Source organism: Avibacterium sp. 21-586, from assembly GCF_026226775.1.
Lineage (GTDB): Bacteria > Pseudomonadota > Gammaproteobacteria > Enterobacterales > Pasteurellaceae > Avibacterium.
Genome location: NZ_JAKKOD010000001.1, coordinates 1,038,063 through 1,060,145 on the forward strand (window position 1 = coordinate 1,038,063; position 22,083 = coordinate 1,060,145).

Genomic DNA, 22,083 nt, shown 5'->3' on the forward strand with positions numbered 1-22,083 from the left:
TAGCATAACTTGCTATTTCTTCCGTCACAGCTGTAAAGACGATTTATTTCCCTAAATTATCAAAAAATCGTTTCACACCGTCCAGAAAGCTATCCGATTTTGGTCTATGCTGTGTTTTGCCCTCTAGACTCTCTTCTAACTTTCTTAGCAACGCTTTTTGCTCTTCATTAAGTTTTACAGGTGTTTCTACAATAATTCGACAAATTAAGTCGCCAGCATAGTTTAAACGTGTAGAACTTACCCCTTTTCCACGCATTCTAAACAATTTGCCTGTTTGCGTTTCTGCTGGGATTTTAAGCTTAACTCGTCCATCTAAGGTTGGTACTTCAATTTCACCACCAAGAGCTGCCATAGTGAAACTAATTGGTACTTCACAATATAAGTTATTACCATCACGCTCAAAAATATCGTGTGGTTTAACGTGAATTACCACATATAAATCCCCAGCAGGTGCACCCTGTTCACCAGCAGCACCTTCACCACTTAGACGTAATTGATTGCCAGTATCCACGCCTGCCGGAATTTTTACAGAAAGATTTTTCTGTTTATGCACACGTCCATCACCGTGGCATTTTTCACAAGGCTGTTCAATTTTTTTACCTGAACCGTGGCAGTGAGGACAAGTTTGTTCCTGTACAAAAAACCCACTTTGACGGCGGATTCGACCAGATCCGTGACAATAATGACAAGTTTCCACTTTTGAACCAGCTTTAGCACCAGAGCCGTGACAGGTGTCACACATAGCCAATGTATTGATTTTAATATCTTTACTTGTGCCTTTAACCGCTTCTTCCAAAGTGATTTCAAGATCGTAACGTAAATCTTCGCCACGCACAACTCGCTGACGGCCACGCCCACCGCCAAACATATCACTAAAAATATCCCCAAAAATATCGCCGAAATCAGCACCGCCAAAGCCGCCTGCGCCACCAAAGCCACCTTGTTCAAATGCAGAATGACCATATTGATCATAAGCGGCTCGTTTTTGTTGATCTGTTAGCACTTCATAGGCTTCTTGGATCTCTTTAAATTTTGCTTCGGCTTCTTTGTCGCCCGGATTACGGTCAGGGTGATATTTCATTGCCAAGCGTTTATATGCTTTCTTAATGGCTTTCTCATCGGCATTGCGTTCAATACCTAAAATTTCGTAAAAATCACGTTTTGACATTATGTTTCCACATTTATTGGTAAATTATTTTAATGCAAATCAATACACCAAAAGGGCGTATTACTACGCCCTTGGTTAAAGAAGAAAATCAATGATTATTTATCTTTCACTTCTTCAAATTCTGCATCAACAACATCATCACCACCTTTTCCGCTTTGAGTTTGTTGTGCATTGGCATCTGCTTGTGCTTGTTGCTGACCTGCTTGCATTAATTTTTCTGAAACTTGAATTAATGCTTGCACTTTCGCTTCAATTTCAGCTTTATCTTCACCTTTCGCTGCAGTTTCTAATTCATTTACTGCTTTTTCGATCGGTGCTTTATCATCGGCTGAAAGTTTATCACCTACTTCACTTAATTGTTTGCGAGTAGAGTGTACTAGATGATCAGCTTGGTTACGCGCTTGAACTAATTCTTCAAATTTACGGTCAGCATCTGCGTTTGCTTCGGCATCTCGCACCATTTGTTGAATTTCATCTTCGCTTAAACCAGATGAAGCTTTAATGGTAATTTGTTGTTCTTTACCTGTGCCTTTATCTTTCGCTGAAACGTGGATAATACCGTCAGCATCAATATCAAAGGTTACTTCAATTTGTGGCATACCACGTGGTGCTGGGTTAATACCTTCTAGGTTAAATTGACCTAACGATTTGTTTGCAGACGCTTGTTTACGCTCACCTTGTAACACGTGAATTGTCACTGCACTTTGGTTATCCTCTGCTGTTGAGAAAACTTGTGATTTCTTCGTTGGAATCGTTGTGTTTTTCTCAATTAAGGTAGTCATTACACCACCCATTGTTTCGATACCTAATGAAAGTGGAGTTACATCTAATAACAATACGTCTTTCACATCACCCGCTAATACGCCACCTTGTACTGCAGCACCAATAGCCACTGCTTCATCAGGGTTGACATCTTTACGCGGTTCTTTACCAAAGAACTCAGCCACTTTTTGTTGCACTAATGGCATACGGGTTTGACCACCCACTAAGATAACATCATCAATCTCTGATACACTTAATCCAGCATCGTTTAATGCAACTTTCACTGGCTCTAAAGAGCGAGCCACCAAATCCTCTACTAAGGCTTCTAATTTTGCACGAGTTAATTTAATGTTTAAGTGTTTAGGTCCTGTTGCATCTGCCGTGATGTAAGGTAAATTCACATCCGTTTGTTGTGCTGAAGAAAGTTCGATTTTTGCTTTCTCTGCAGCTTCTTTCAAACGTTGCATCGCAAGTGGATCGTTGCGTAAATCAACGCTTTGTTCTTTTTTGAACTCATCAACTAAGTAATTAATTACACGGTTATCGAAGTCTTCACCACCTAAGTGAGTATCACCATTAGTTGCTAACACTTCAAAGGTTTTTTCACCATCAACTTCATCAATTTCAATGATAGATAAGTCAAATGTACCACCACCTAAGTCATATACTGCGATAGTGTGATTGCCGTTACCTTTGTCTAAACCATACGCTAGCGCTGCCGCTGTTGGTTCGTTAATAATACGTTTAACATCTAAGCCAGCGATACGACCAGCATCTTTAGTGGCTTGACGTTGTGCATCGTTAAAGTAAGCAGGCACTGTGATTACCGCTTCAGTTACTGGCTGACCTAAGAAATCTTCTGCGGTTTTCTTCATTTTTTTCAACACTTCAGCAGAAATTTGTGGCGGTGCCATTTTTTCATCTTTCACTTCAACCCACGCATCACCGTTGTCAGCTTTCACAATGCTGAATGGCATAATATTCACATCACGCTGTACTTCTTGATCTTCAAAACGGCGACCGATTAAACGTTTGATTGCAAATAGCGTATTTTTTGGATTCGTTACTGCTTGACGTTTCGCTGGCTGACCCACTAAGGTTTCGCCATCATTTGTATAAGCAATAATTGACGGCGTTGTGCGATCCCCTTCCGCATTCTCAATAACACGCGGTTTATCGCCATCCATTACAGCCACACAAGAGTTTGTTGTACCTAAGTCAATACCAATAATTTTTCCCATAATATGTTTTCTCCTAATAAAACTCGATTAATTTGTTTACGATTCATTAAATTGGGCTTACTTTGCTAATTTCAAGAGGCACTTTGTTATTTTTTTGCATTTTTTATTTCGCCTTAAAAATACTAAAGCACGATCGCAAAAGTGCGGTTAAAAACTCGCACATTTTCAGCCCAACTCACTGTTGAAACTAAAGTGTTGGCTGAAAAGCAAATTTCAAGGGTTAAAGTGAAAAAATTATACTTTTTTGCAAAAAAACACCAAATTCCTTTCTCAGCCTTTACTCACTGCACACAAGCCCGTAAAATACATACAAATTTTCTATAACTGTAAACTAATGAAAGCGTTAAAACCCTTTTTTATTCCTTTATTTGTTAGCTTATTACTAGCAGGCTGCGCGCTTGATATTGATGATAACCGCCCAACCAACGTGCAATATATTGAAAAAAACGACCGCACTTGGCAGCAACATTTGCAACAAATTCAACAAATTAGTACTTACCAAGCAGAAGGACAAATTGGTTATATCAGTGCCAAACAGCGTTTTTCTACCGCCTTTGATTGGCAATATCAAAGCCCGAAAGCCTATACACTGGTGCTTTCTTCAGCTTTAAGTAGTTCCAAACTTACCTTTAAAATGCACGCGCAAGGTTTAACTATTTCAGATGAAAAAGGACGTCAGCGCTCCGCTAAAGATGCCCAAGCGTTATTACGCGAAATTATCGGAATGGATATTCCGCTCACCCAGCTGGCCACTTGGTTGAAAGGTGAAGCGAACAATCAACAAGATTACAATGTGGGCGTAAACCATTTGCTCGCCAACTTTACTTATGCCATCAATGGTGAGCAATGGACGGTAGATTATTTAAATTATCACCAAGATAGTTCGCCTGCGCTACCACGAGATATTTTGCTAAAAAACGCACAGCAAACCTTAAAAATTCGTGTTAATCATTGGAAATACTAATGAAAAATTATCATTTTTCCACCGCAATTTTAACACGCCCCTCAAATGGGTTATACCGCTTTCCTAGCCCCGCAAAATTAAATTTGTTTCTTTATATTAATGGGCGCTTGGAAAATGGTTATCACGAATTGCAGACCCTGTTCCAATTTCTGGATTTTGGCGATTGGCTAGAAATTGAAGTGCGGGACGATGCACAAATTATTCTTTCCCCCAAAATCCCCCATTTGAAACAAGAAGATAACCTAATTTATCGTGCTGCACATTTACTCCAACAACACTCGGGATGCCAGCTCGGGGCAAATATTCATTTAGATAAAATCTTACCTATAGGAGGGGGCGTTGGTGGGGGATCATCAAATGCCGCAACGACCCTTGTTGCCCTCAATACGTTGTGGAAAACGCAATATTCCCTTGAAGAATTGGCACAATTAGGTTTACAGCTGGGCGCTGATGTTCCCATTTTTATCCAAGGCAAAGCTGCTTTTGCTGAAGGTGTCGGAGAAAAACTTCATTACTGTAATCCACCAGAAAAATGGTATTTGGTGTTAAAACCTGACGTTTCTATTTCAACAGGACTCATTTTTCAAGCACCCAATTTACCACGCAATACCCCAAAAAAGCCACTCTCGCAACTTTTAACCGAAAACTATACAAACGATTGCGAAAAAATTGTGCGAGATCATTATCCAGAGGTTGAAGAGCTGATAAGCTGGTTGTTACAATATGCACCGGCAAGATTAACAGGAACAGGGGCTTGCATTTTTGCAGAATTTGACGATGCTAAATCTGCTCAAGCGGTATTTCTGAATAAGCCAGAACACTGTTTTGGTTTTGTTGCACAAGGGGTAAATGTTTCGCCATTACACCAAATGATGAAGCGTTTATTCAAATGAGATCAATATGTTACACTTTCTTCCATCTAAAATTCTGAGGTTAATTTTACAATGCCTGACATAAAACTTTTCGCGGGTAATGCTACGCCAGAACTCGCAAAACGAATTTCCGAACGCTTATACCTTTCTCTCGGTGATGCCACAGTGGGACGTTTTAGTGATGGTGAAATTCAAGTCCAAATCAATGAAAATGTACGCGGTAGCGATGTTTTCCTTATTCAATCCACCTGCGCACCAACAAATGACAACCTCATGGAATTGCTTGTGATGGTTGACGCTTTACGCCGTGCATCAGCAGGCCGTGTTACTGCCGTAATTCCTTATTTTGGTTATGCTCGCCAAGATCGCCGTGTGCGCTCTGCACGTGTACCTATCACCGCTAAAGTGGTGGCTGATTTCTTATCCAGCGTAGGCGTTGATCGTGTTTTAACCTGTGATCTTCATGCTGAACAAATTCAAGGATTCTTTGATGTTCCTGTGGATAATGTATTTGGCTCGCCAGTATTGATTCACGATATTTTAAAGAAAACCGATCTTGAAAATCCAATCGTGGTTTCACCTGACATTGGTGGTGTGGTTCGTGCTCGTGCGGTTGCTAAATTACTTAATGATACCGATATGGCTATCATTGATAAACGCCGACCAAAAGCAAATGTATCACAAGTAATGCATATTATCGGTGATGTCTCTGGGCGTGATTGTATCTTAGTAGATGACATGATCGACACGGGTGGTACGCTATGCAAGGCCGCTGATGCATTGAAAGAACGGGGAGCAAGACGAGTATTTGCGTATGCAACGCATGCTGTTTTCTCTGGTTTAGCTGCTAAGAATATAGCTAGTGATGCGCTTGATGAAATAGTAGTCACAGATACTATTCCCCTAACACCTGAAATTAAAGCCTTAGGTAAAGTCCGTGTGCTTACGCTTTCAGGAATGTTAGCTGAGGCTATTCGTCGTATCAGCAATGAAGAATCCATTTCTGCAATGTTTAATTAATCCAATAATGAAAGGGCTTAAAATCACTTTTTAAGCCCTTTTACTTTGAAAACAAACAACATTACAACCGCTCTTTTTCCCCGCCAAAATCATCAAGTAAGTTGTCCGTAAGATGAGTAAGAATACCTGTCATTAGTACAAAATCAGCATCGAATCGTTGTGCCACATCCTCTTTTAAAATATCGTCATTTTTTCCCCGCACTTCATCGGAAAATTTCAATCTTTTTAATGTGCCATCTTCATTTAATACAAAAGATAAATAGCCTTCCCATTCTAAAGCGAGCTTAGTAATACTTTTACCTGCTTGCAAAAGTGAAAGAATTTCTTCCGCATCGAGTGCTTGCTGTTTACAACGGATCACCGCATTATCCTGACTGCCACGCAACTCCGCATCTTCCAGCGGAATTAGCCAAGCTGGCGTAGTATTATTACTCACCCAATGGCTCATTACGCTACTCGGCTCATTAGCAAAAGCTAATGGCACAACAGGCAATGATCCTAAAGATTTTCGTAATAATGCAAGCACATCTTCCGCACGTTTACTTGATGCTGCATCAACATAAATGAGCTGTTTATCCGTATCAATCCAAATCGCTGTTTGTTGGTATTTACTGAACGCCCGCGGAAGCAACGTCGCCACCACATCATCTTTCAGTGCCTGTTTTTCCACTTTCTTTAATTTGCGATTTTCTTTCTGTTCTAGCTCGCTAATTCGCTGCTCCAACTCACGTTTTACGACTTGGGTTGGGAGCATTTTTTCTTCTTTTTTGGCTAATAATAAGCGCTGTTTACCCACAGAAAAATGTAATAAATCACTAGTTTTCAACGGTGGAACCCAACCGAATTTTTGCATATCACCCTGTCCACAAGGATAAAACTTCCCTTGTTCTAACTGTGATTGTAAATATTCAGCTGACCAATCTAATGTCTTCGTTAAGCGATAAATCATTAGATTTCTAAAAAATTGATATGCCATAATACGTTATCTTTCCATACTATTTCTATAAAATAAGCTACCATAGGTAGCTTATTGATTTTTCAAGGAGAAAGGATTATTCCGTTGTCGCTTCTACATTGCTTACGACAGTTTCACCTTCAACATCGCTGTCCTCCTCATCCACATCACAAATACGTTCTAGACTCACTACTTGCTCATCTTCTGTGGTGCGGATTAAACGAACCCCCTGCGTATTTCGACCAACAATGCTTACTTCACTGACACGGGTTCTTACTAACGTACCTGCGTCTGTAATTAACATAATTTGGTCGTTTTCTTCCACTTGGGTGGCAGCAACCACTTTACCGTTACGCTCACTTACCTTGATAGAAATTACCCCTTTGGTATTGCGGGATTTGGTTGGGTATTCGGCTAAATCGGTACGTTTACCATAACCATTTTGCGTTGCAGTAAGAATTGCCCCATCATTTTTTGGAATCACCAAAGAGACGACTTTGTCGATATTAAGATCAAGGGTTTCTTCAGCGTTATCATCAGAAATTTCTTCAAATTCCACCGCACTTTCATCTTCCGCCAAATCGTTAGTTAGGGCTAATTTAATACCGCGCACCCCTGTTGCAGTACGCCCCATTGAACGCACAGCACTTTCCGCAAAGCGCACCACGCGACCTTGTGATGAAAACAGCATAATTTCGTTTGAACCGTCTGTAATGTCCACGCCAATAAGCTCATCTTCATCACGTAAATTAAGGGCAATGATACCGTTAGAACGTGGACGGCTAAATTCTGTCAGGGCGATTTTTTTCACCATACCGCCTGCGGTTGCCATCACTACAAATTTATCTTCTTCATAAGCCGATATTGGCAAGATAGCGGTAATACGCTCATTTTCGTCTAATGGCAGAATATTAACGATTGGACGACCACGCGCGCCACGGCTAGCTTGTGGTAATTGATATACTTTGAGCCAATATAAGCGACCACGACTAGAGAAACATAAAATCGTATCGTGAGTGTTCGCAACTAATAATTTCTCAATGAAATCTTCTTCTTTCATTTTAGTGGCAGACTTGCCTTTGCCACCACGGCGTTGTGCCTCGTAATCAGTAATTGGCTGATATTTTACATAACCTTCGTGAGAAAGGGTAACAACAACATCTTCTTGGGCAATCAAGTCTTCTAGATTAATATCACCCGATGCCATTGTAATTTCAGTACGACGTTCATCATTAAATTCCGCTTTTATACGCTCCAACTCTTCACATACTACTTCTCTTAATCGCATAGTATTGTTCAATATGTGCAGTAATTTACCAATTTCGATCAAGATTTCTTGATATTCATTAACAATTTTCTCATGCTCTAAGCCAGTTAAACGTTGTAAACGTAAATCTAAAATGGCACGGGCTTGTTCTTCAGAAAGATAATATAATCCATCACGCACGCCAAATTCAGGGGCAAGATCTTCAGGACGAGAGGCATTCATTCCGGCAGCTTCTAACATTGCACTCACATTTCCTAAATCCCAACCGCGAGCAAGCAAAGCTTCACGAGCTTCATCACCGGTTTTTGACGCACGAATTAATTCAATAACTGGATCGATATTGGCTAAGGCAATGGCTAAGCCTTCTAAAATATGCGCACGCTCGCGGGCTTTACGCAGTTCAAACACCGTACGGCGTGTAACCACTTCACGGCGGTGCTTCACAAAGGCTTCAATAATTTGTTTTAAATTGAATAATTTAGGCTGACCGTGATCTAACGCCACCATATTGATACCAAAGGTGACTTGCATTTGGGTAAGCGCATAAAGGTTGTTTAGTACCACTTCACCCACTGCATCACGTTTGACTTCAATTTCAATGCGGAAACCTTCCTTGTTAGACACATCCAGCACATTACTAATGCCTTCAATTTTTTTATCTCTCACAAGCTCCGCAATTTTTTCCACTAACCTTGCTTTGTTTACTTGATACGGAATTTCCGTCACAACGATCGTTTCACGACCTTTTTCGCTCGTTTCAATTTCTGCTTTAGCGCGTACATAGACTTTTCCCCGCCCTGTTTTATAAGCATCTTCAATGCCTTTTCGCCCATTAATTAATGCCGCCGTTGGGAAATCTGGACCGGGAATAAATTCCATCAACTCATCAATAGTAATATCTTCGTTATCTAAATAAGCCAAACAGCCATCTAATACTTCACCTAAATTATGTGGAGGTATATTCGTTGCCATCCCCACAGCTATACCCGATGACCCATTAACTAGCAAAGCTGGGATTTTGGTTGGCAACACATCAGGGATCATTTCTTTGCCATCATAGTTTGGCGAGAAATCTACGGTTTCTTTGTCTAAATCCGTCAACAATTCTTGTGTAATTTTTTGCATCCGCACTTCGGTATAACGCATTGCCGCTGGCGCATCGCCATCAACTGAACCAAAGTTACCTTGACCATCCACCAACATATAGCGCAACGAAAATGGTTGTGCCATACGCACAATGGTATCATAAACAGCACTATCACCGTGCGGGTGGTATTTACCGATCACATCCCCCACCACACGGGCAGATTTCACATAAGCTTTATTATGGGCAATGCCACTTTGATCCATTGAATACAATACACGGCGGTGCACTGGTTTTAAACCATCACGAACATCAGGCAAAGCACGTCCAACAATTACGGACATCGCATAGTCAAGGTAAGAAGATTTCAACTCTTCCTCAATACTCACAGGGGTAACGCTTGAAACCAAATTCGTCATTGAAATATTCCCTAATTACATAAAAAATTAGATGAGATTGTAGCATAATTTGCAACATATCTCTAATTTTGTAATGAATTTTTACCGCAATTAGGGAATAATAAGAAAGAATTAAAAAACGAAATTGAGAATAACAATAATGCAAAACATCGACCAACAAGAACTTGAAAAATTTGAAAAAATGGCCAAAACTTGGTGGGATCCTGAAGGGGACTTCAAACCTATCCATCGGCTAAATCCATTACGTTTGGATTATATTTGTCAGCAGGCAGACGGTTTATTTGATAAAAAAGTGCTAGATGTAGGCTGTGGTGGTGGTATTTTAGCTGAAGCAATGGCAAAACAAGGTGCAAATGTGACTGGCATTGATATGACAACCGCCCCGCTAGAAGTAGCAAAATCTCATAGCCAAGAAAGCGGTTTAGCCATTGACTATCAACAAACCACAGTAGAAAATTTTCTGCAAAAACACACCGCACTTGGCGCTGAAAAATTTGATATCATCACCTGTATGGAAATGCTAGAGCACGTTCCCGAACCCTATTCAATCATCAATGCCTGCCAAGCCTTATTAAAACCTGATGGTGTATTATTTCTCTCTACTATAAATAGAACCTTAAAAGCTTGGGGATTAGTGATTGTTGGGGCTGAATATGTGCTTAAAATGCTCCCTAAAGGTACGCATAATTATGAAAAATTTATAAAACCGGCAGAGCTATTAGCTTGGACGGACAAAGTAAATTTAGAATGTGTCAATATGGTGGGCTATCATTACAATCCACTAACTGGCAAGTTCAAATTAAATCAGGACGTCAGCGCTAATTATATGGCGACATTTAAAATAGGGAAATAACAACCCACCTATCCTTATTCTGAACTTTTTTGTCTCTACAATGACAAAGAGGTTTTATTATGTATAGATTAAGGATATAAATTTATGTTTGTTTCCCATACTAAATTAAAAAGTAGTACCTTAATAGCGCTGGTTGCGTGCTATTTTACGCTCGTGCTAAATATTGCGTTCTACAAAAAAGTGTGGACTTTACACCCTTTCACAGGGCAACCCGAAGATTATTTTCTCTTAACGGTTCCTTTTTTTGTTTTTTTCACCCTTAATGCTGCATTCCAGTTACTCGCTTTGCCTATTATACACAAAGTAATTATTCCGTTACTGCTTCTGATTAGTGCGGCTATTGGCTATCAAGCCTTATTCTATGATGTGCATTTCACCACTGATATGCTCGAAAATGTCCTACAAACCACGCCAGCTGAAAGTCTTCGTATGCTCACTTGGCAATATCTTACTTGGATTATCCTTTTTGGGGGATTGCCTGCAGCCCTCTATATGAAGGTGAAGATAGACTATCACCGTTGGTGGAAAGAAATTGCTATCCGATTGGGTTTAATTGCTCTTTCAGGCGTAGTCATTTGGGGGATAGCAAAAGGGTTCTATCAAGATTATGCGGCTTTCGTTCGCAATAATAAAACCGTAGTCAGTCTAATTGTACCGTCAAATTTCATTGGTGCTAGCGTGAACAAAATCAAACGCGTGCGTGAAGCTAATCGTCCTTATGAAAACATTGGATTAGATGCACAACAGGCCAAACCCGATGAATATCGTCATTTCACCGTGATTGTGGTAGGAGAAACAACCCGTGCACAAAACTGGGGATTAAATGGCTACGCACGCCAAACGACACCAAAACTTGCTGCACGCGGAAAGGACATCATCAATTTTAATTCAGTATCAAGCTGTGGTACATCTACTGCAATTTCTGTACCTTGTATGTTCTCTTATTTAACCCAAGCTCAATACAATGGGGGGAAAGCGCAAAAAATGGATAATTTGCTTGATGTGCTACAACGTGCAGGCGTCAATATTTTTTGGCTTGATAATAACAGTGATTGCAAAGGCGTTTGTTTACGTGTTCCAAATGAAACTGTCAATATGAAAATGGAAACATACTGTAAAGAAGGCGAGTGCTTAGATGAAATTCTACTTAAAGATTTTGACAAAATTCTTAATGAAAGCAAAAAAGATACCGTGCTTATTCTACATACTATCGGTAATCACGGCCCGACTTATTACGAACGCTACACACCCGAATTTAAAAAATTCGTGCCAACTTGCGAGACCAACGAAATTCAAACGTGTAGCAATGAGCAATTAGTGAATACATACGATAACGGGATTTTATATATCGATAATTTTCTTGATCAAGTCATCCAAAAATTGGAACACCGTGATGATCTAGAAAGTGCGGTATATTATCTCTCTGATCACGGCGAATCACTTGGCGAAGATGGTATTTATCTGCATGGCACGCCTTATGCTATTGCCCCTGATTATCAAACAAAAGTCCCAATGATCTTTTGGTTCTCCAAAACCTGGCAACAAAATGAGAAGGTAGATTTAAATTGTCTGCACGACAAGGCAAAAACACAACATTATTCTCACGATAACTTATTTAGCACCGTGATTGGAATGATGGATATGAATTTAAAAACCGATGTGTATCAAAAGGATTTAGATATTTTGGCTAGCTGTAAAAAATCAGATTAATAACAAATAAAGCGCGGTGAAAAAGTTATACATTTTTACCGCGCTTTTGTATCAACTCATTATCTGATGCGATTATTCATCAATATAGCCTAAACTACGCAAGGCGCGTTCGTCATCTGCCCAGCCTGATTTCACTTTCACCCAAAGTTCCAAATGGACTTTGTTGTCAAATAAACGTTCCATATCGGCACGCGCTTCTGTGCCAATGACCTTGATTTTTTGTCCTTTGTTACCAATAACCATTTTTTTCTGGCCATCACGTTCAACTAAAATCAGGGCATTGATTTCATAAGTGCCGCGTTCGTTCGTTTTGAATTGTTCTATTTCAACGGTTACGGAATAAGGTAGTTCTTCACCCGTAAAACGCATTAATTTTTCGCGAATGATTTCAGACGCCATAAAGCGTTGTGAGCGGTCGGTAACATAATCTTCAGGGAAATGATGCACACCCTCACGCAAGGATTCACGCACAATTTTTTCCAGCTCTTGCACATTGTTGCCACGTTGTGCAGAAATTGGAATAATGGCTTTAAAATCAAATTGTTGGCTGATTTCGGTGATAAATGGCAGTAAGTCCTCTTTATCTTTGATATTGTCGATTTTGTTTATCGCCAACACCACCGGTGCGTTAGCACGGCGCAATTTATTCAGCACCATTTCATCATCGGCATTCCAATGAGTGCCATCCACCATAAAAATAATTAAATCCACATCGCCAATGGCACTACTTGCTGCGCGGTTCATTAAGCGGTTAATAGCTCGTTTTTCTTCAATATGCAGCCCTGGGGTATCTACATAAATAGCTTGATAAGGGCCTTCTGTTTGAATGCCTAAAATGCGGTGGCGAGTTGTTTGTGCTTTTCTTGATGTAATGGAAATTTTTTGCCCTAAGATTTTGTTTAATAAGGTGGATTTACCTACATTTGGACGCCCTACGATAGCAATAAATCCACAGTAAGTTAGCTGTTCTTGATGGTGTTCTGTTATTTGTGTCATTTTATATCCAATATTTTTAAAATTTGTTCAGCCGCCGCCTGCTCTGCTTTTCGCCGAGTTGAACTAACCCCAATAAAAGTGCAGTCAATTTTTTTGATTTTTTCCACACGACATTCCACAGTAAAGGTTTGATTGTGCGCTTCCCCTTTAATATCAATCACATTGTAACTTGGTAAAGGCAACCGTGAGGCTTGTAAATATTCCTGCAAACGGGTTTTAGGATCTTTTTGATTTTCACCCGGTTTAATATTTTTAAGTAGATCTTGATACCAGTTACGCGTAACTTGCGTGCTAGTTAGCAAATCTTGATCCAGTGAAATTGCCCCAATAATGGCTTCCACACAATCGGCTAAAATAGATGCGCGACGAAAACCTCCGCTTTTTAATTCACCGGGGCCGAGCTGCATATATTCGCCTAACTCAAATTCACGCGCCAGTTGAGCAAGGGTGGGTTCACGCACAAGGGTCGAGCGCATACGACTAAGCTCCCCTTCATTGCATTTCGGAAATTGCTGATACAAGGCATCTGCAATGGTGTAGTTTAAAATCGCATCGCCTAAAAATTCCAAGCGTTCATTATGATTTTTCGCCGCGCTGCGGTGAGTGAGTGCTTGCTTAAGCCAATTAATATCTCGGAATTGATAACCAATTTTACGCTGTAAGCGATCTAAGTTTTTTGTCATTGTGCTTATCGTTCAACTTTTTTTATTCAATTTTGCTAAACATTCTTTCAAAGCGCAGACCTGTTGGCCATTCGCCTTGTTTTTTATCAAGGCTTAGCCAAATATATTTCGCTTTGCCGACAATATTTTTCTCTGGCACAAAGCCCCAAAAGCGGCTATCTGCGCTGTGATTGCGGTTATCCCCCATAACAAAATATTCCCCTTCAGGCACAACCCATTCGGTGATGTAATTTTGTTGGTTACGGTAACCTTGATATAAGTAAGTGGCATTCGGCGGCTGTGGATCCCAATGAATTTGGTGCGTTACATCGCCTGTTTCAGTTACGTTTAACGGGTGAACATTGCTATATACCGGCTTGCCTTGGCGATCTTGCCCAATGATAATATTGAAATCCGCATCAGGTTGTGGTTGGCTATAAGTAAATGCCTTGGTGACGCAATTTTCCGTACATTCTTTGCCGTCTTTGCCATAAGTAATCGTAATATGGCGATCGGCTTCGTTATATTCAATGCGATCCCCCGGAATGCCGACAATACGTTTAATGTAATCTACATTTGGCTCTGGTGGTGCTTTGAATACGATAATATCGCCACGCTGCGGCTTACCTGTTTCGATCAAGGTATTTTGAAAAACAGGATCTTTGATCCCATAAGCAAATTTTTCCACCAACAGGAAATCCCCCACTCGCAAAGTAGGTTCCATTGAGCCTGACGGAATTTGGAACGGCTCAAATAAGAAAGAACGTAAAATCAAGACAAACGCCAACACAGGAAAAAGTGAAGCTAAAAATTCACCGCTCTCTGAAATGGGTTCAATCTTCGCTTTTTCTTCTTCTGTTAGCGCTTTTCCACTACGCTGTTCAACGCGTAAAATTTGGCGCTCTCGTTTAGGCTGCACGGCAAAACGATAATAAGCCCAAAGTGCACCACAAAGTGCAGTTAATAAAATTAATAAAATGGTGAAAGTATTTGGTAATCCTAAATGCTCCAACCATTTCCATATCCCATAACCTGCGGCAATTAATAGAATAAAAAATATGTTTGATTTTGACATTCTCTTTCCTTGTTAATCTTTGCCAACGTGTAAAATGGCTAAAAACGCTTCTTGTGGCACTTCAACGTTACCCAAAGACTTCATTCGTTTTTTACCTTCTTTTTGTTTTTGTAACAGTTTTTTCTTACGGCTTACGTCCCCACCATAACATTTGGCGAGTACGTTTTTACGCAACTGTTTCACTGTTGAACGGGCGATAATATGGTTACCAATTGCCGCTTGGATCGCAATATCAAATTGCTGGCGTGGAATCAACTCACGCATTTTTTCCACCAATTCACGGCCACGGTAAGGTGCATTATCTTTGTGTACAATTAATGCCAGCGCATCAACACGTTCACCGTTGATCATAATATCCACGCGTACCATATCTGAAGCTTGGAAACGTTTGAAACCATAATCCAATGAAGCATAACCACGCGAAGTGGATTTTAAGCGATCGAAGAAATCCAGTACCACTTCCCCCATTGGAATTTCATAAGTCAGCGCCACTTGGTTGCCGTGATATACCATATTAGTCTGCACACCACGTTTTTCAACGCACAGAGTGATCACGTTACCCAAATAAGTTTGTGGCAACAACATATTACATTCCGCAATTGGCTCACGAATTTCGCTAATATTATTCAGCGGTGGCAATTTTGATGGGCTATCCACATAAATCACTTCACCGTTAGTTTGCAACACTTCATAAACTACGGTTGGCGCGGTGGTGATTAAATCAAGATTATATTCACGTTCTAAACGCTCTTGAATAATCTCCATATGCAATAAGCCTAAGAAGCCGCAACGGAAACCAAAACCAAGTGCGGTGGAATTTTCTGGCTCATAGAATAAAGAGGCATCGTTTAGGCTTAATTTACCTAGCGCATCGCGGAAGGCCTCATAATCGTCTGAACTAATCGGGAATAAACCTGCATAAACCTGTGGTTTTACTTTTTTAAAGCCCGGTAACGCGGTGCTTGCTGGATTATTATGTAGGGTTAAAGTATCCCCTACTGGCGCGCCTAAAATATCTTTAATGGCACACACGACCCATCCCACTTCACCGCAGTTTAACACTTGGGTATCTACTTGTTTTGGGGTGAAAATCCCTAAGCGATCCACATTGTAAGATTGCCCTGTGGACATCACTTTGATCTTATCGCCCTTGCGTAACGTACCGTTTTTAATACGCACAAGAGACACCACACCAAGGTAATTATCAAACCAAGAGTCAATAATCAACGCTTGCAATGGCGCATCAGGATCGCCTTCAGGTGCGGGGATTTTTTTCACAATGTCTTCTAGCACATCTTCAATGCCTTGCCCTGTTTTGGCAGAACAACGCACGGCGTCCATCGCATCAATGCCCACAATGTCTTCGATCTCTTCCGCTACACGTTCTGGCTCAGCAGCAGGCAAGTCGATTTTATTTAACACTGGCACCACTTCCAAATCCATTTCAATAGCAGTATAACAGTTTGCCAAGGTTTGTGCTTCAACGCCTTGCCCAGCATCTACCACAAGCAATGCGCCCTCACACGCGGCAAGGGAACGTGAAACTTCATAAGAAAAATCCACGTGTCCTGGCGTGTCGATAAAATTCAGCTGATAGGTTTCGCCGTCTTTCGCGTTATAATTGAGCGTTACACTTTGCGCTTTAATGGTGATTCCACGCTCACGCTCTAAATCCATTGAATCTAACACTTGTTCCGCCATTTCACGGTCGGACAGCCCACCACAGGTTTGAATTAAACGATCTGAAAGGGTTGATTTCCCGTGGTCAATATGCGCAATGATCGAAAAGTTACGAATGTTCTTCATATTTTATAAATAAACTAAACTCTAAAATTTGACAAAATTTAACTGACCGATTGTACCTGAATATGCACTGCTATGCTATATGAAAGGGAAAGTATTTCGCACTTTAATCGATATCGTGATAAAGAAGTTAGTCGAAGTAATAAAGAATGGAATAAAAGAAAAAGTGGGGTGTCTTTAAACAAAAATTGCCCCAGTTTAAAACTAGGGCAATTTCCAATAATAAATAATAGATTATAAACTTTCAGTGAAAGTACGCGTAATTACATCACGTTGTTGTTCTGGTGTTAATGAGTTAAAACGCACTGCATAACCAGAAACACGGATAGTTAATTGTGGATATTTTTCAGGGTTTTTCACTGCATCTTCTAATGTTTCACGGCGTAAAACATTCACATTTAAGTGTTGACCACCTTCTACTTTTACAGTCGGTGCAACATTTACTGGCAATTCACGATATTCGATTTGACCTAATTCGCTTACTGCTACGATTTGATCTTCTTGGAAATCACCTTTTGCACATAAACAACGTGCTTCACCTTTTTCACTATCTAATAACCAAAATGAATTTAATAAGCTATCATTTGCGGCTTGAGTGATTTGAATACCTTTAATCATAAGAACTCCTAAATTTGTGTATTAATTAATCTAATCGGGATAGGATTTTATCAAATTATTTGAGTAATTCAATTATTTTGAGAATGGTAGAATTAATTTAATTAAAAAAATATTACTAAATTGATTTATATCAAGCTAATATAAATAAAATATTAATTACAAAACATTTTTTTAACATTTTTGCAATCCATTATCAACGATTGATAAATCTTATCCTATCAATTTATCTTAAGGTTATTTATAATTATCCCGAAGTTCAAGGCTGAGGAAAACAAAATGAAAATGTGGAAAGATATGATTGGTGGCGAGAAAAGCCAGCCCTATTTTCAGCAAATCTTGCAACAAGTCCAGCGTGAAAAAGCGGTGGGAAAAATTATCTATCCGCCGAGTAATGAAGTGTTTAACGCCTTCAAATTAACCGAATTTAATCAAGTAAAAGTGGTAATTTTAGGGCAAGATCCTTACCACGGGCCGAACCAAGCACACGGTTTATCTTTTTCCGTGAAACCCGGTATTGCACCACCACCTTCGTTAGTCAATATTTATAAAGAATTAGCCAATGATGTGGGCTTTCAAATTCCTCAGCACGGTTATTTAGTTAGTTGGGCAAAACAAGGCGTACTACTATTAAATACAGTTTTGACGGTGGAACAGGGCAAAGCGCATTCCCATTCAAACTTTGGTTGGGAAACTTTTACCGATCGGGTGATTTCCGTGTTAAATGACCAACGAGAAAATATTGTCTTTCTATTATGGGGTAGCCATGCGCAGAAAAAAGGGCAATTTATTGACAGGCAAAAACATTGCGTACTAACCGCACCACACCCTTCCCCTTTATCTGCGCATCGTGGATTTTTCGGCTGTAAGCATTTTTCGCAAACGAACGCCTATTTACAACAACATCAATTATCGCCGATAACATGGCAACTGCCCTTAACGCTTTAAAAAATTTATAAGGATTTCATTATGTTAGCGATTATCTCTCCCGCCAAAACTCTTGATTTTGAAAGTGCAGTGGAAAATTTTGAGATTTCTCAACCTGATTTAACTGAATATAGCGAACAGCTGATTGAGATTTGTCGTCAGCTTGCACCAAATGAAGTGGCTTCTTTAATGTCGATTAGTGATAAACTAGCCGCATTAAATGTTGCACGTTTTGCCGAGTGGAATAAGGAGCATAATGAACAAAACTCACGCCCTGCGATTTTTGCATTCAAAGGCGATGTGTATACCGGGTTAGACGCAGCGCATTTATCCCGTGACGATATTTTATTCGCGCAACAGCACTTGAGAATGTTATCGGGTTTATATGGTTTGCTACGTCCTTTGGATTTAATGCAACCCTACCGTTTAGAAATGGGAACAAAATTGGCTAACCAGAAAGGCAAGGATTTGTATCATTTTTGGGGCAATATTATCACCACAGCGGTGCAGCAAGCCTTGGATCAGCAAGGAGATAATGTCTTGGTTAATCTTGCCTCCGATGAATACTATAAATCCGTTAAGGAAAATGTGTTAAACGCCCAGATTGTGAAGCCAATATTTTTAGATAATAAAAATGGCAAATATAAAGTGATCAGCTTTTATGCGAAAAAAGCACGCGGTTTAATGTGTCGATACATTATTCAAAATCGACTTACTCAAGTGCAACAATTAAAAGATTTCGATCTCGGTGGCTACTGGTTTGATGCCGCTTCATCAACAGAAAAGGAATTCGTGTTTAAACGCGATTTAAGTGAATAAAATGAAACGATTACGCCAATGGATAACCAAACAAAAAAGTGCGCTACAAAAAGTTGTCTTTTTTTCAACCGCACTTTTGCTTACCGCTTGTACCAGTTCCCCACAACTTTCGGTGGAACAGCAGATTCAGCATAATGATAAAACCTATTATCTTGTCTCACAGCAGGATTTAGGTACAATTGCACGCTATGTTTATGTGCCAAAAAGTGAAACCGCCGAGAGATGGCATAGTGCCATTGAATTATTGCAAGATCGCAATAAGGATAAGCTTTCTTTAAAAGATCGCATTGCCTTGCGCAAACGGGTTTATCGCAATACAGGCGTAGAGCATTTTGATATTTACAGCAAAAAAAATGAGCTTTTTGCTTTTGTGATTTACGATCCCACTGAACAAAATCCTGATTGGCAGGTGAACGTGGCACGAGGTAAAGACATTCCCTTTTGCGGTTTTGTACAATATCAATATTCGGTAAAAATCGCCAAAAATCGCAAATTAATGAATATGACACACAACCGAGTGATCCGTTATTTGAAGAAATATGTTGTGGATAAAGAAATGCAAAAATTAAATCGTGCACATTTGACTTGGCGTTGTAATCCCTAATGCAAGAAGTCTATTCTAAACAGGTGAAGCAAGCGGCGAATTGTGCCATTTTCACCGCATTGTTACTAATTTTAATCAAAGGCTTTGCGTGGTGGAAAACTGACTCTGTCAGTATGCTTGCATCCATTACCGACTCCACGCTTGATTTACTAGCCTCTCTGATGAATATGCTAATCTTGCGTTTTGCGCTTATGCCAGCAGATCATAATCATTCTTTTGGACACGGCAAAGCGGAATCCCTTGCTTCGCTTATTCAAAGTGCGTTTATTTCAGGCAGTGCGATCTTCCTTTTATTACAAGGAATTTACCGCTTAACTTCACCGCAGCCATTAAATCAAACCTATCTTGGCATTGTGGTCACGCTGTTTTCCATTGTAGCAACCTTGCTGCTGGTGCTTTATCAAAGCCATATCATAAAGCAAACAGATAGTCCTGCGATTAAAGCGGATCGCTTGCATTATCAAACCGACTTACTAATGAATATTGCGATTTTATGTTCCTTAGGCTTGAGTTTATGGGGCGTGCTGTGGGCTGATGCGATTTTTGCTATTTTCATCGCCTTATATATTTTATTAAATGCCGCAAAAATGTTTTACGATGCAATTCAGCTACTGCTCGATCAAGCCTTACCTGCAGAAGAAATAGCACAAATTGAGCAGGTAATTCAATCGCAGCCGAATATTTTAGGTTTTCACGATTTGCGTACGCGCCGTTCTGGGGCAATTCGCTTTATTCAATTTCACTTGGAACTAGACGATCATCTCTCTTTTGTGGAAGCACATCAAATTACTGATCATCTTGAACAACGTTTACGCCAATGCTTTCCGAGTGTAGATATTGTGATTCACCACGAACCTACCAGCGTGGTGCAAATTGAACAGACTCAGGCTGATAGCTTACAGCAAAATAATTAGATATAAATCAAAATGTGATATAATTAACAAGATTTTTCTAGAGTGGATCTCACGAATAGTGTAATCTACGCACAGTTTTTATATTATTAACTTTGGATAAAGGTATTTTCTATATGATAAAAAAAATTGCCGTATTGACAAGTGGTGGTGACGCACCTGGAATGAATGCCGCGATCCGTGGGGTGGTACGTTCTGCCTTAGGCGAAGGCTTAGAAGTTTATGGTATCTATGATGGTTATCATGGACTTTATCACAATAAAATCAAACAATTAACTCGTTATAGTGTATCAGATATTATTAACCGCGGCGGAACATTCCTTGGTTCGGCCCGTTTCCCAGAATTTAAAAATCCAGAAGTGCGGGCAAAATGTGCGGAAATTTTACGTTCACACGGCATTGATGCCTTAGTGGTTATCGGTGGGGACGGTTCTTATATGGGCGCAAAATTGCTCACTGAAGAACACGGCTTCCCTTGCGTGGGTATTCCTGGCACGATTGACAACGATGTGGCGGGTACAGACTATACCATTGGTTATCAAACTGCATTAGAAACAGCCGTAACCGCGATTGACCGCTTGCGTGATACCTCAAGTTCTCACCAACGTATTTCCATTGTAGAACTGATGGGCAGACATTGTAGCGACTTAACCATCTCTGCAGGTATTGCGGGCGGATGCGAATACATTGTCGCATCAGAAGTAGAATTTAAGCGTGAAGAATTAATTCAGCAGATTGAACGCAGTATCGAAGCAGGCAAACGCCACGCAATCATTGCTATGACAGAACATATTTGTGATGTGAATGAATTAGCAGAAGAAATCGAAGCGCGTGTAAAACACGAAACCCGTGCAACCATTTTAGGTCATATCCAACGTGGCGGTACCCCTTGTGCCTTTGACCGTATTTTAGCCTCTCGTATGGGTGTTTATGCGGTTGATATTTTATTACAAGGCAAAGGTGGCTATTGTGTTGGTATCCAAAACGAACAGCTTGTTCACCACGATATTATTGATGCTATCAACAATATGCGCCGTGAATTTAAAGCTGACTGGCTGAAAATGGCAGCTCGTTTGGATTAATTCCCTCTTTTATATATTCCTCTCTAAAGAGCCAATTTTTATTGGCTCTTTTGTCTTATCAAACAACAAAAGATCGATAGGTTTAATCGTTGGTTGTTTATTGATTAATATCGTAACTTGAAATCATTATATAATGTTATTTATTAGCCTAGCGATTGCTAGACTTTTCTTATACTAAGTTATTTAAGTTTAACGATAAGCCAAAATAGTGAGATGTTGTTATAATGTCTTCAATCAATCTCAATCTGTTTCAACAATCCTTGTCCAGTTATCT

The 22,083-nt window shown here is 40.0% G+C and carries 19 protein-coding genes; 10 read left to right on the plus strand and 9 right to left on the minus strand.

The features are described 5' to 3' along the window. Window positions 1-43 precede the first annotated feature (43 nt). Together dnaJ and dnaK are read right to left on the minus strand one after the other, a co-directional pair. Complete coding sequence (gene dnaJ, locus L5B71_RS04750; RefSeq protein ID WP_265757231.1) at window positions 44-1,168, minus strand: molecular chaperone DnaJ; 1,125 nt, start codon at window positions 1,166-1,168, stop codon at window positions 44-46. 95 nt (window positions 1,169-1,263) lie between these two features. Next, complete coding sequence (gene dnaK / locus L5B71_RS04755) at window positions 1,264-3,171, minus strand: molecular chaperone DnaK (protein WP_265757232.1); 1,908 nt, start codon at window positions 3,169-3,171, stop codon at window positions 1,264-1,266. A 334-nt stretch (window positions 3,172-3,505) separates the two neighbouring features. On the opposite strand from dnaK, the gene lolB reads away from it, so the two are divergent. The 3 genes from lolB to L5B71_RS04770 are packed head-to-tail and all read left to right on the plus strand — an operon-like array spanning window position 3,506 to window position 6,027. Continuing rightward, window positions 3,506-4,135: a lipoprotein insertase outer membrane protein LolB gene (gene lolB, locus L5B71_RS04760; RefSeq protein ID WP_265757233.1), complete on the plus strand. Its 630-nt coding sequence runs from the start codon at window positions 3,506-3,508 to the stop codon at window positions 4,133-4,135. Further along, a complete protein-coding gene (gene ispE, locus L5B71_RS04765; RefSeq protein WP_265757234.1) occupies window positions 4,135-5,028 on the plus strand; it encodes a 4-(cytidine 5'-diphospho)-2-C-methyl-D-erythritol kinase in 894 nt (297 codons plus the stop codon). Before lolB ends, ispE begins: the two co-directional genes overlap by 1 nt. A gap of 51 nt (window positions 5,029-5,079) precedes the next feature. Then, window positions 5,080-6,027, plus strand: coding sequence for a ribose-phosphate pyrophosphokinase (locus L5B71_RS04770; protein WP_265757235.1), 948 nt, complete (start codon window positions 5,080-5,082; stop codon window positions 6,025-6,027). Between the two features lie 61 nt (window positions 6,028-6,088). Here the strand turns inward: L5B71_RS04770 and rdgC are convergent, their stop codons facing one another. Further along, entirely contained in the window at window positions 6,089-7,003 is a 915-nt protein-coding gene (gene rdgC / locus L5B71_RS04775) for a recombination-associated protein RdgC (RefSeq protein WP_265757236.1), read from the minus strand. Between the two features lie 76 nt (window positions 7,004-7,079). Continuing rightward, window positions 7,080-9,752, minus strand: coding sequence for a DNA topoisomerase (ATP-hydrolyzing) subunit A (gene gyrA, locus L5B71_RS04780; protein ID WP_265757237.1), 2,673 nt, complete (start codon window positions 9,750-9,752; stop codon window positions 7,080-7,082). Window positions 9,753-9,891: 139 nt separating this feature from the next. On the opposite strand from gyrA, the gene ubiG reads away from it, so the two are divergent. Together ubiG and L5B71_RS04790 are read left to right on the plus strand one after the other, a co-directional pair. Beyond that, entirely contained in the window at window positions 9,892-10,605 is a 714-nt protein-coding gene (gene ubiG / locus L5B71_RS04785) for a bifunctional 2-polyprenyl-6-hydroxyphenol methylase/3-demethylubiquinol 3-O-methyltransferase UbiG (RefSeq protein WP_265757238.1), read from the plus strand. A gap of 84 nt (window positions 10,606-10,689) precedes the next feature. Next, window positions 10,690-12,315, plus strand: a complete 1,626-nt coding sequence (locus L5B71_RS04790) for a phosphoethanolamine transferase (protein WP_265757239.1) — start codon at window positions 10,690-10,692, stop codon at window positions 12,313-12,315. 72 nt (window positions 12,316-12,387) lie between these two features. On the opposite strand, the gene era is transcribed toward L5B71_RS04790, so the two are convergent. From era to grcA, 5 genes are all read right to left on the minus strand, one after another. After that, entirely contained in the window at window positions 12,388-13,311 is a 924-nt protein-coding gene (gene era / locus L5B71_RS04795) for a GTPase Era (protein ID WP_265757240.1), read from the minus strand. Beyond that, a complete protein-coding gene (gene rnc / locus L5B71_RS04800; protein WP_265757241.1) occupies window positions 13,308-13,994 on the minus strand; it encodes a ribonuclease III in 687 nt (228 codons plus the stop codon). Before rnc ends, era begins: the two co-directional genes overlap by 4 nt. A gap of 22 nt (window positions 13,995-14,016) precedes the next feature. Then, entirely contained in the window at window positions 14,017-15,048 is a 1,032-nt protein-coding gene (gene lepB, locus L5B71_RS04805; RefSeq protein WP_265757242.1) for a signal peptidase I, read from the minus strand. A gap of 12 nt (window positions 15,049-15,060) precedes the next feature. Further along, window positions 15,061-16,854 (minus strand): translation elongation factor 4, encoded by a 1,794-nt coding sequence (gene lepA, locus L5B71_RS04810; RefSeq protein WP_265757243.1) that lies wholly within the window; start codon window positions 16,852-16,854, stop codon window positions 15,061-15,063. 231 nt (window positions 16,855-17,085) lie between these two features. Further along, window positions 17,086-17,469: an autonomous glycyl radical cofactor GrcA gene (gene grcA, locus L5B71_RS04815; protein ID WP_265757244.1), complete on the minus strand. Its 384-nt coding sequence runs from the start codon at window positions 17,467-17,469 to the stop codon at window positions 17,086-17,088. Between the two features lie 276 nt (window positions 17,470-17,745). Here grcA and ung point away from each other — a divergent pair, with 276 nt between their 5' ends. The 5 genes from ung to pfkA all read left to right on the plus strand — a co-directional run bounded on the left by ung (window position 17,746) and on the right by pfkA (window position 21,809). Next, entirely contained in the window at window positions 17,746-18,414 is a 669-nt protein-coding gene (gene ung, locus L5B71_RS04820; RefSeq protein WP_265757245.1) for a uracil-DNA glycosylase, read from the plus strand. A gap of 21 nt (window positions 18,415-18,435) precedes the next feature. Continuing rightward, a complete protein-coding gene (yaaA, locus tag L5B71_RS04825; RefSeq protein WP_265757246.1) occupies window positions 18,436-19,212 on the plus strand; it encodes a peroxide stress protein YaaA in 777 nt (258 codons plus the stop codon). 1 nt (window position 19,213) lies between these two features. Next, the gene (locus L5B71_RS04830; protein ID WP_265757247.1) at window positions 19,214-19,816 is read left to right on the plus strand and encodes a hypothetical protein; all 603 of its coding nucleotides are present in this window, start codon (window positions 19,214-19,216) and stop codon (window positions 19,814-19,816) included. Continuing rightward, the gene (locus L5B71_RS04835) at window positions 19,816-20,730 is read left to right on the plus strand and encodes a cation diffusion facilitator family transporter (RefSeq protein WP_265757248.1); all 915 of its coding nucleotides are present in this window, start codon (window positions 19,816-19,818) and stop codon (window positions 20,728-20,730) included. The genes L5B71_RS04830 and L5B71_RS04835 overlap by 1 nt, the downstream gene beginning before the upstream one ends. A 113-nt stretch (window positions 20,731-20,843) precedes the next feature. After that, window positions 20,844-21,809, plus strand: coding sequence for a 6-phosphofructokinase (gene pfkA / locus L5B71_RS04840; RefSeq protein WP_265757249.1), 966 nt, complete (start codon window positions 20,844-20,846; stop codon window positions 21,807-21,809). Window positions 21,810-22,083: the final 274 nt, after the last annotated feature.

Bases quoted from the DNA above. Each gene is read 5' to 3' on its own strand.
- lepB (WP_265757242.1), bottom strand. From the start codon at position 15,048: ATGTCAAAATCAAACATATTTTTTATTCTATTAATTGCCGCAGGTTAT.
- L5B71_RS04830 (WP_265757247.1), top strand. From the start codon at position 19,214: ATGAAACGATTACGCCAATGGATAACCAAACAAAAAAGTGCGCTACAA.
- ung (WP_265757245.1), top strand. From the start codon at position 17,746: ATGAAAATGTGGAAAGATATGATTGGTGGCGAGAAAAGCCAGCCCTAT.
- pfkA (WP_265757249.1), top strand. From the start codon at position 20,844: ATGATAAAAAAAATTGCCGTATTGACAAGTGGTGGTGACGCACCTGGA.
- yaaA (WP_265757246.1), top strand. From the start codon at position 18,436: ATGTTAGCGATTATCTCTCCCGCCAAAACTCTTGATTTTGAAAGTGCA.
- L5B71_RS04835 (WP_265757248.1), top strand. From the start codon at position 19,816: ATGCAAGAAGTCTATTCTAAACAGGTGAAGCAAGCGGCGAATTGTGCC.
- L5B71_RS04790 (WP_265757239.1), top strand. From the start codon at position 10,690: ATGTTTGTTTCCCATACTAAATTAAAAAGTAGTACCTTAATAGCGCTG.
- ispE (WP_265757234.1), top strand. From the start codon at position 4,135: ATGAAAAATTATCATTTTTCCACCGCAATTTTAACACGCCCCTCAAAT.
- ubiG (WP_265757238.1), top strand. From the start codon at position 9,892: ATGCAAAACATCGACCAACAAGAACTTGAAAAATTTGAAAAAATGGCC.
- dnaJ (WP_265757231.1), bottom strand. From the start codon at position 1,168: ATGTCAAAACGTGATTTTTACGAAATTTTAGGTATTGAACGCAATGCC.
- era (WP_265757240.1), bottom strand. From the start codon at position 13,311: ATGACACAAATAACAGAACACCATCAAGAACAGCTAACTTACTGTGGA.
- lepA (WP_265757243.1), bottom strand. From the start codon at position 16,854: ATGAAGAACATTCGTAACTTTTCGATCATTGCGCATATTGACCACGGG.
- L5B71_RS04770 (WP_265757235.1), top strand. From the start codon at position 5,080: ATGCCTGACATAAAACTTTTCGCGGGTAATGCTACGCCAGAACTCGCA.
- rdgC (WP_265757236.1), bottom strand. From the start codon at position 7,003: ATGGCATATCAATTTTTTAGAAATCTAATGATTTATCGCTTAACGAAG.
- gyrA (WP_265757237.1), bottom strand. From the start codon at position 9,752: ATGACGAATTTGGTTTCAAGCGTTACCCCTGTGAGTATTGAGGAAGAG.
- lolB (WP_265757233.1), top strand. From the start codon at position 3,506: ATGAAAGCGTTAAAACCCTTTTTTATTCCTTTATTTGTTAGCTTATTA.
- grcA (WP_265757244.1), bottom strand. From the start codon at position 17,469: ATGATTAAAGGTATTCAAATCACTCAAGCCGCAAATGATAGCTTATTA.
- dnaK (WP_265757232.1), bottom strand. From the start codon at position 3,171: ATGGGAAAAATTATTGGTATTGACTTAGGTACAACAAACTCTTGTGTG.
- rnc (WP_265757241.1), bottom strand. From the start codon at position 13,994: ATGACAAAAAACTTAGATCGCTTACAGCGTAAAATTGGTTATCAATTC.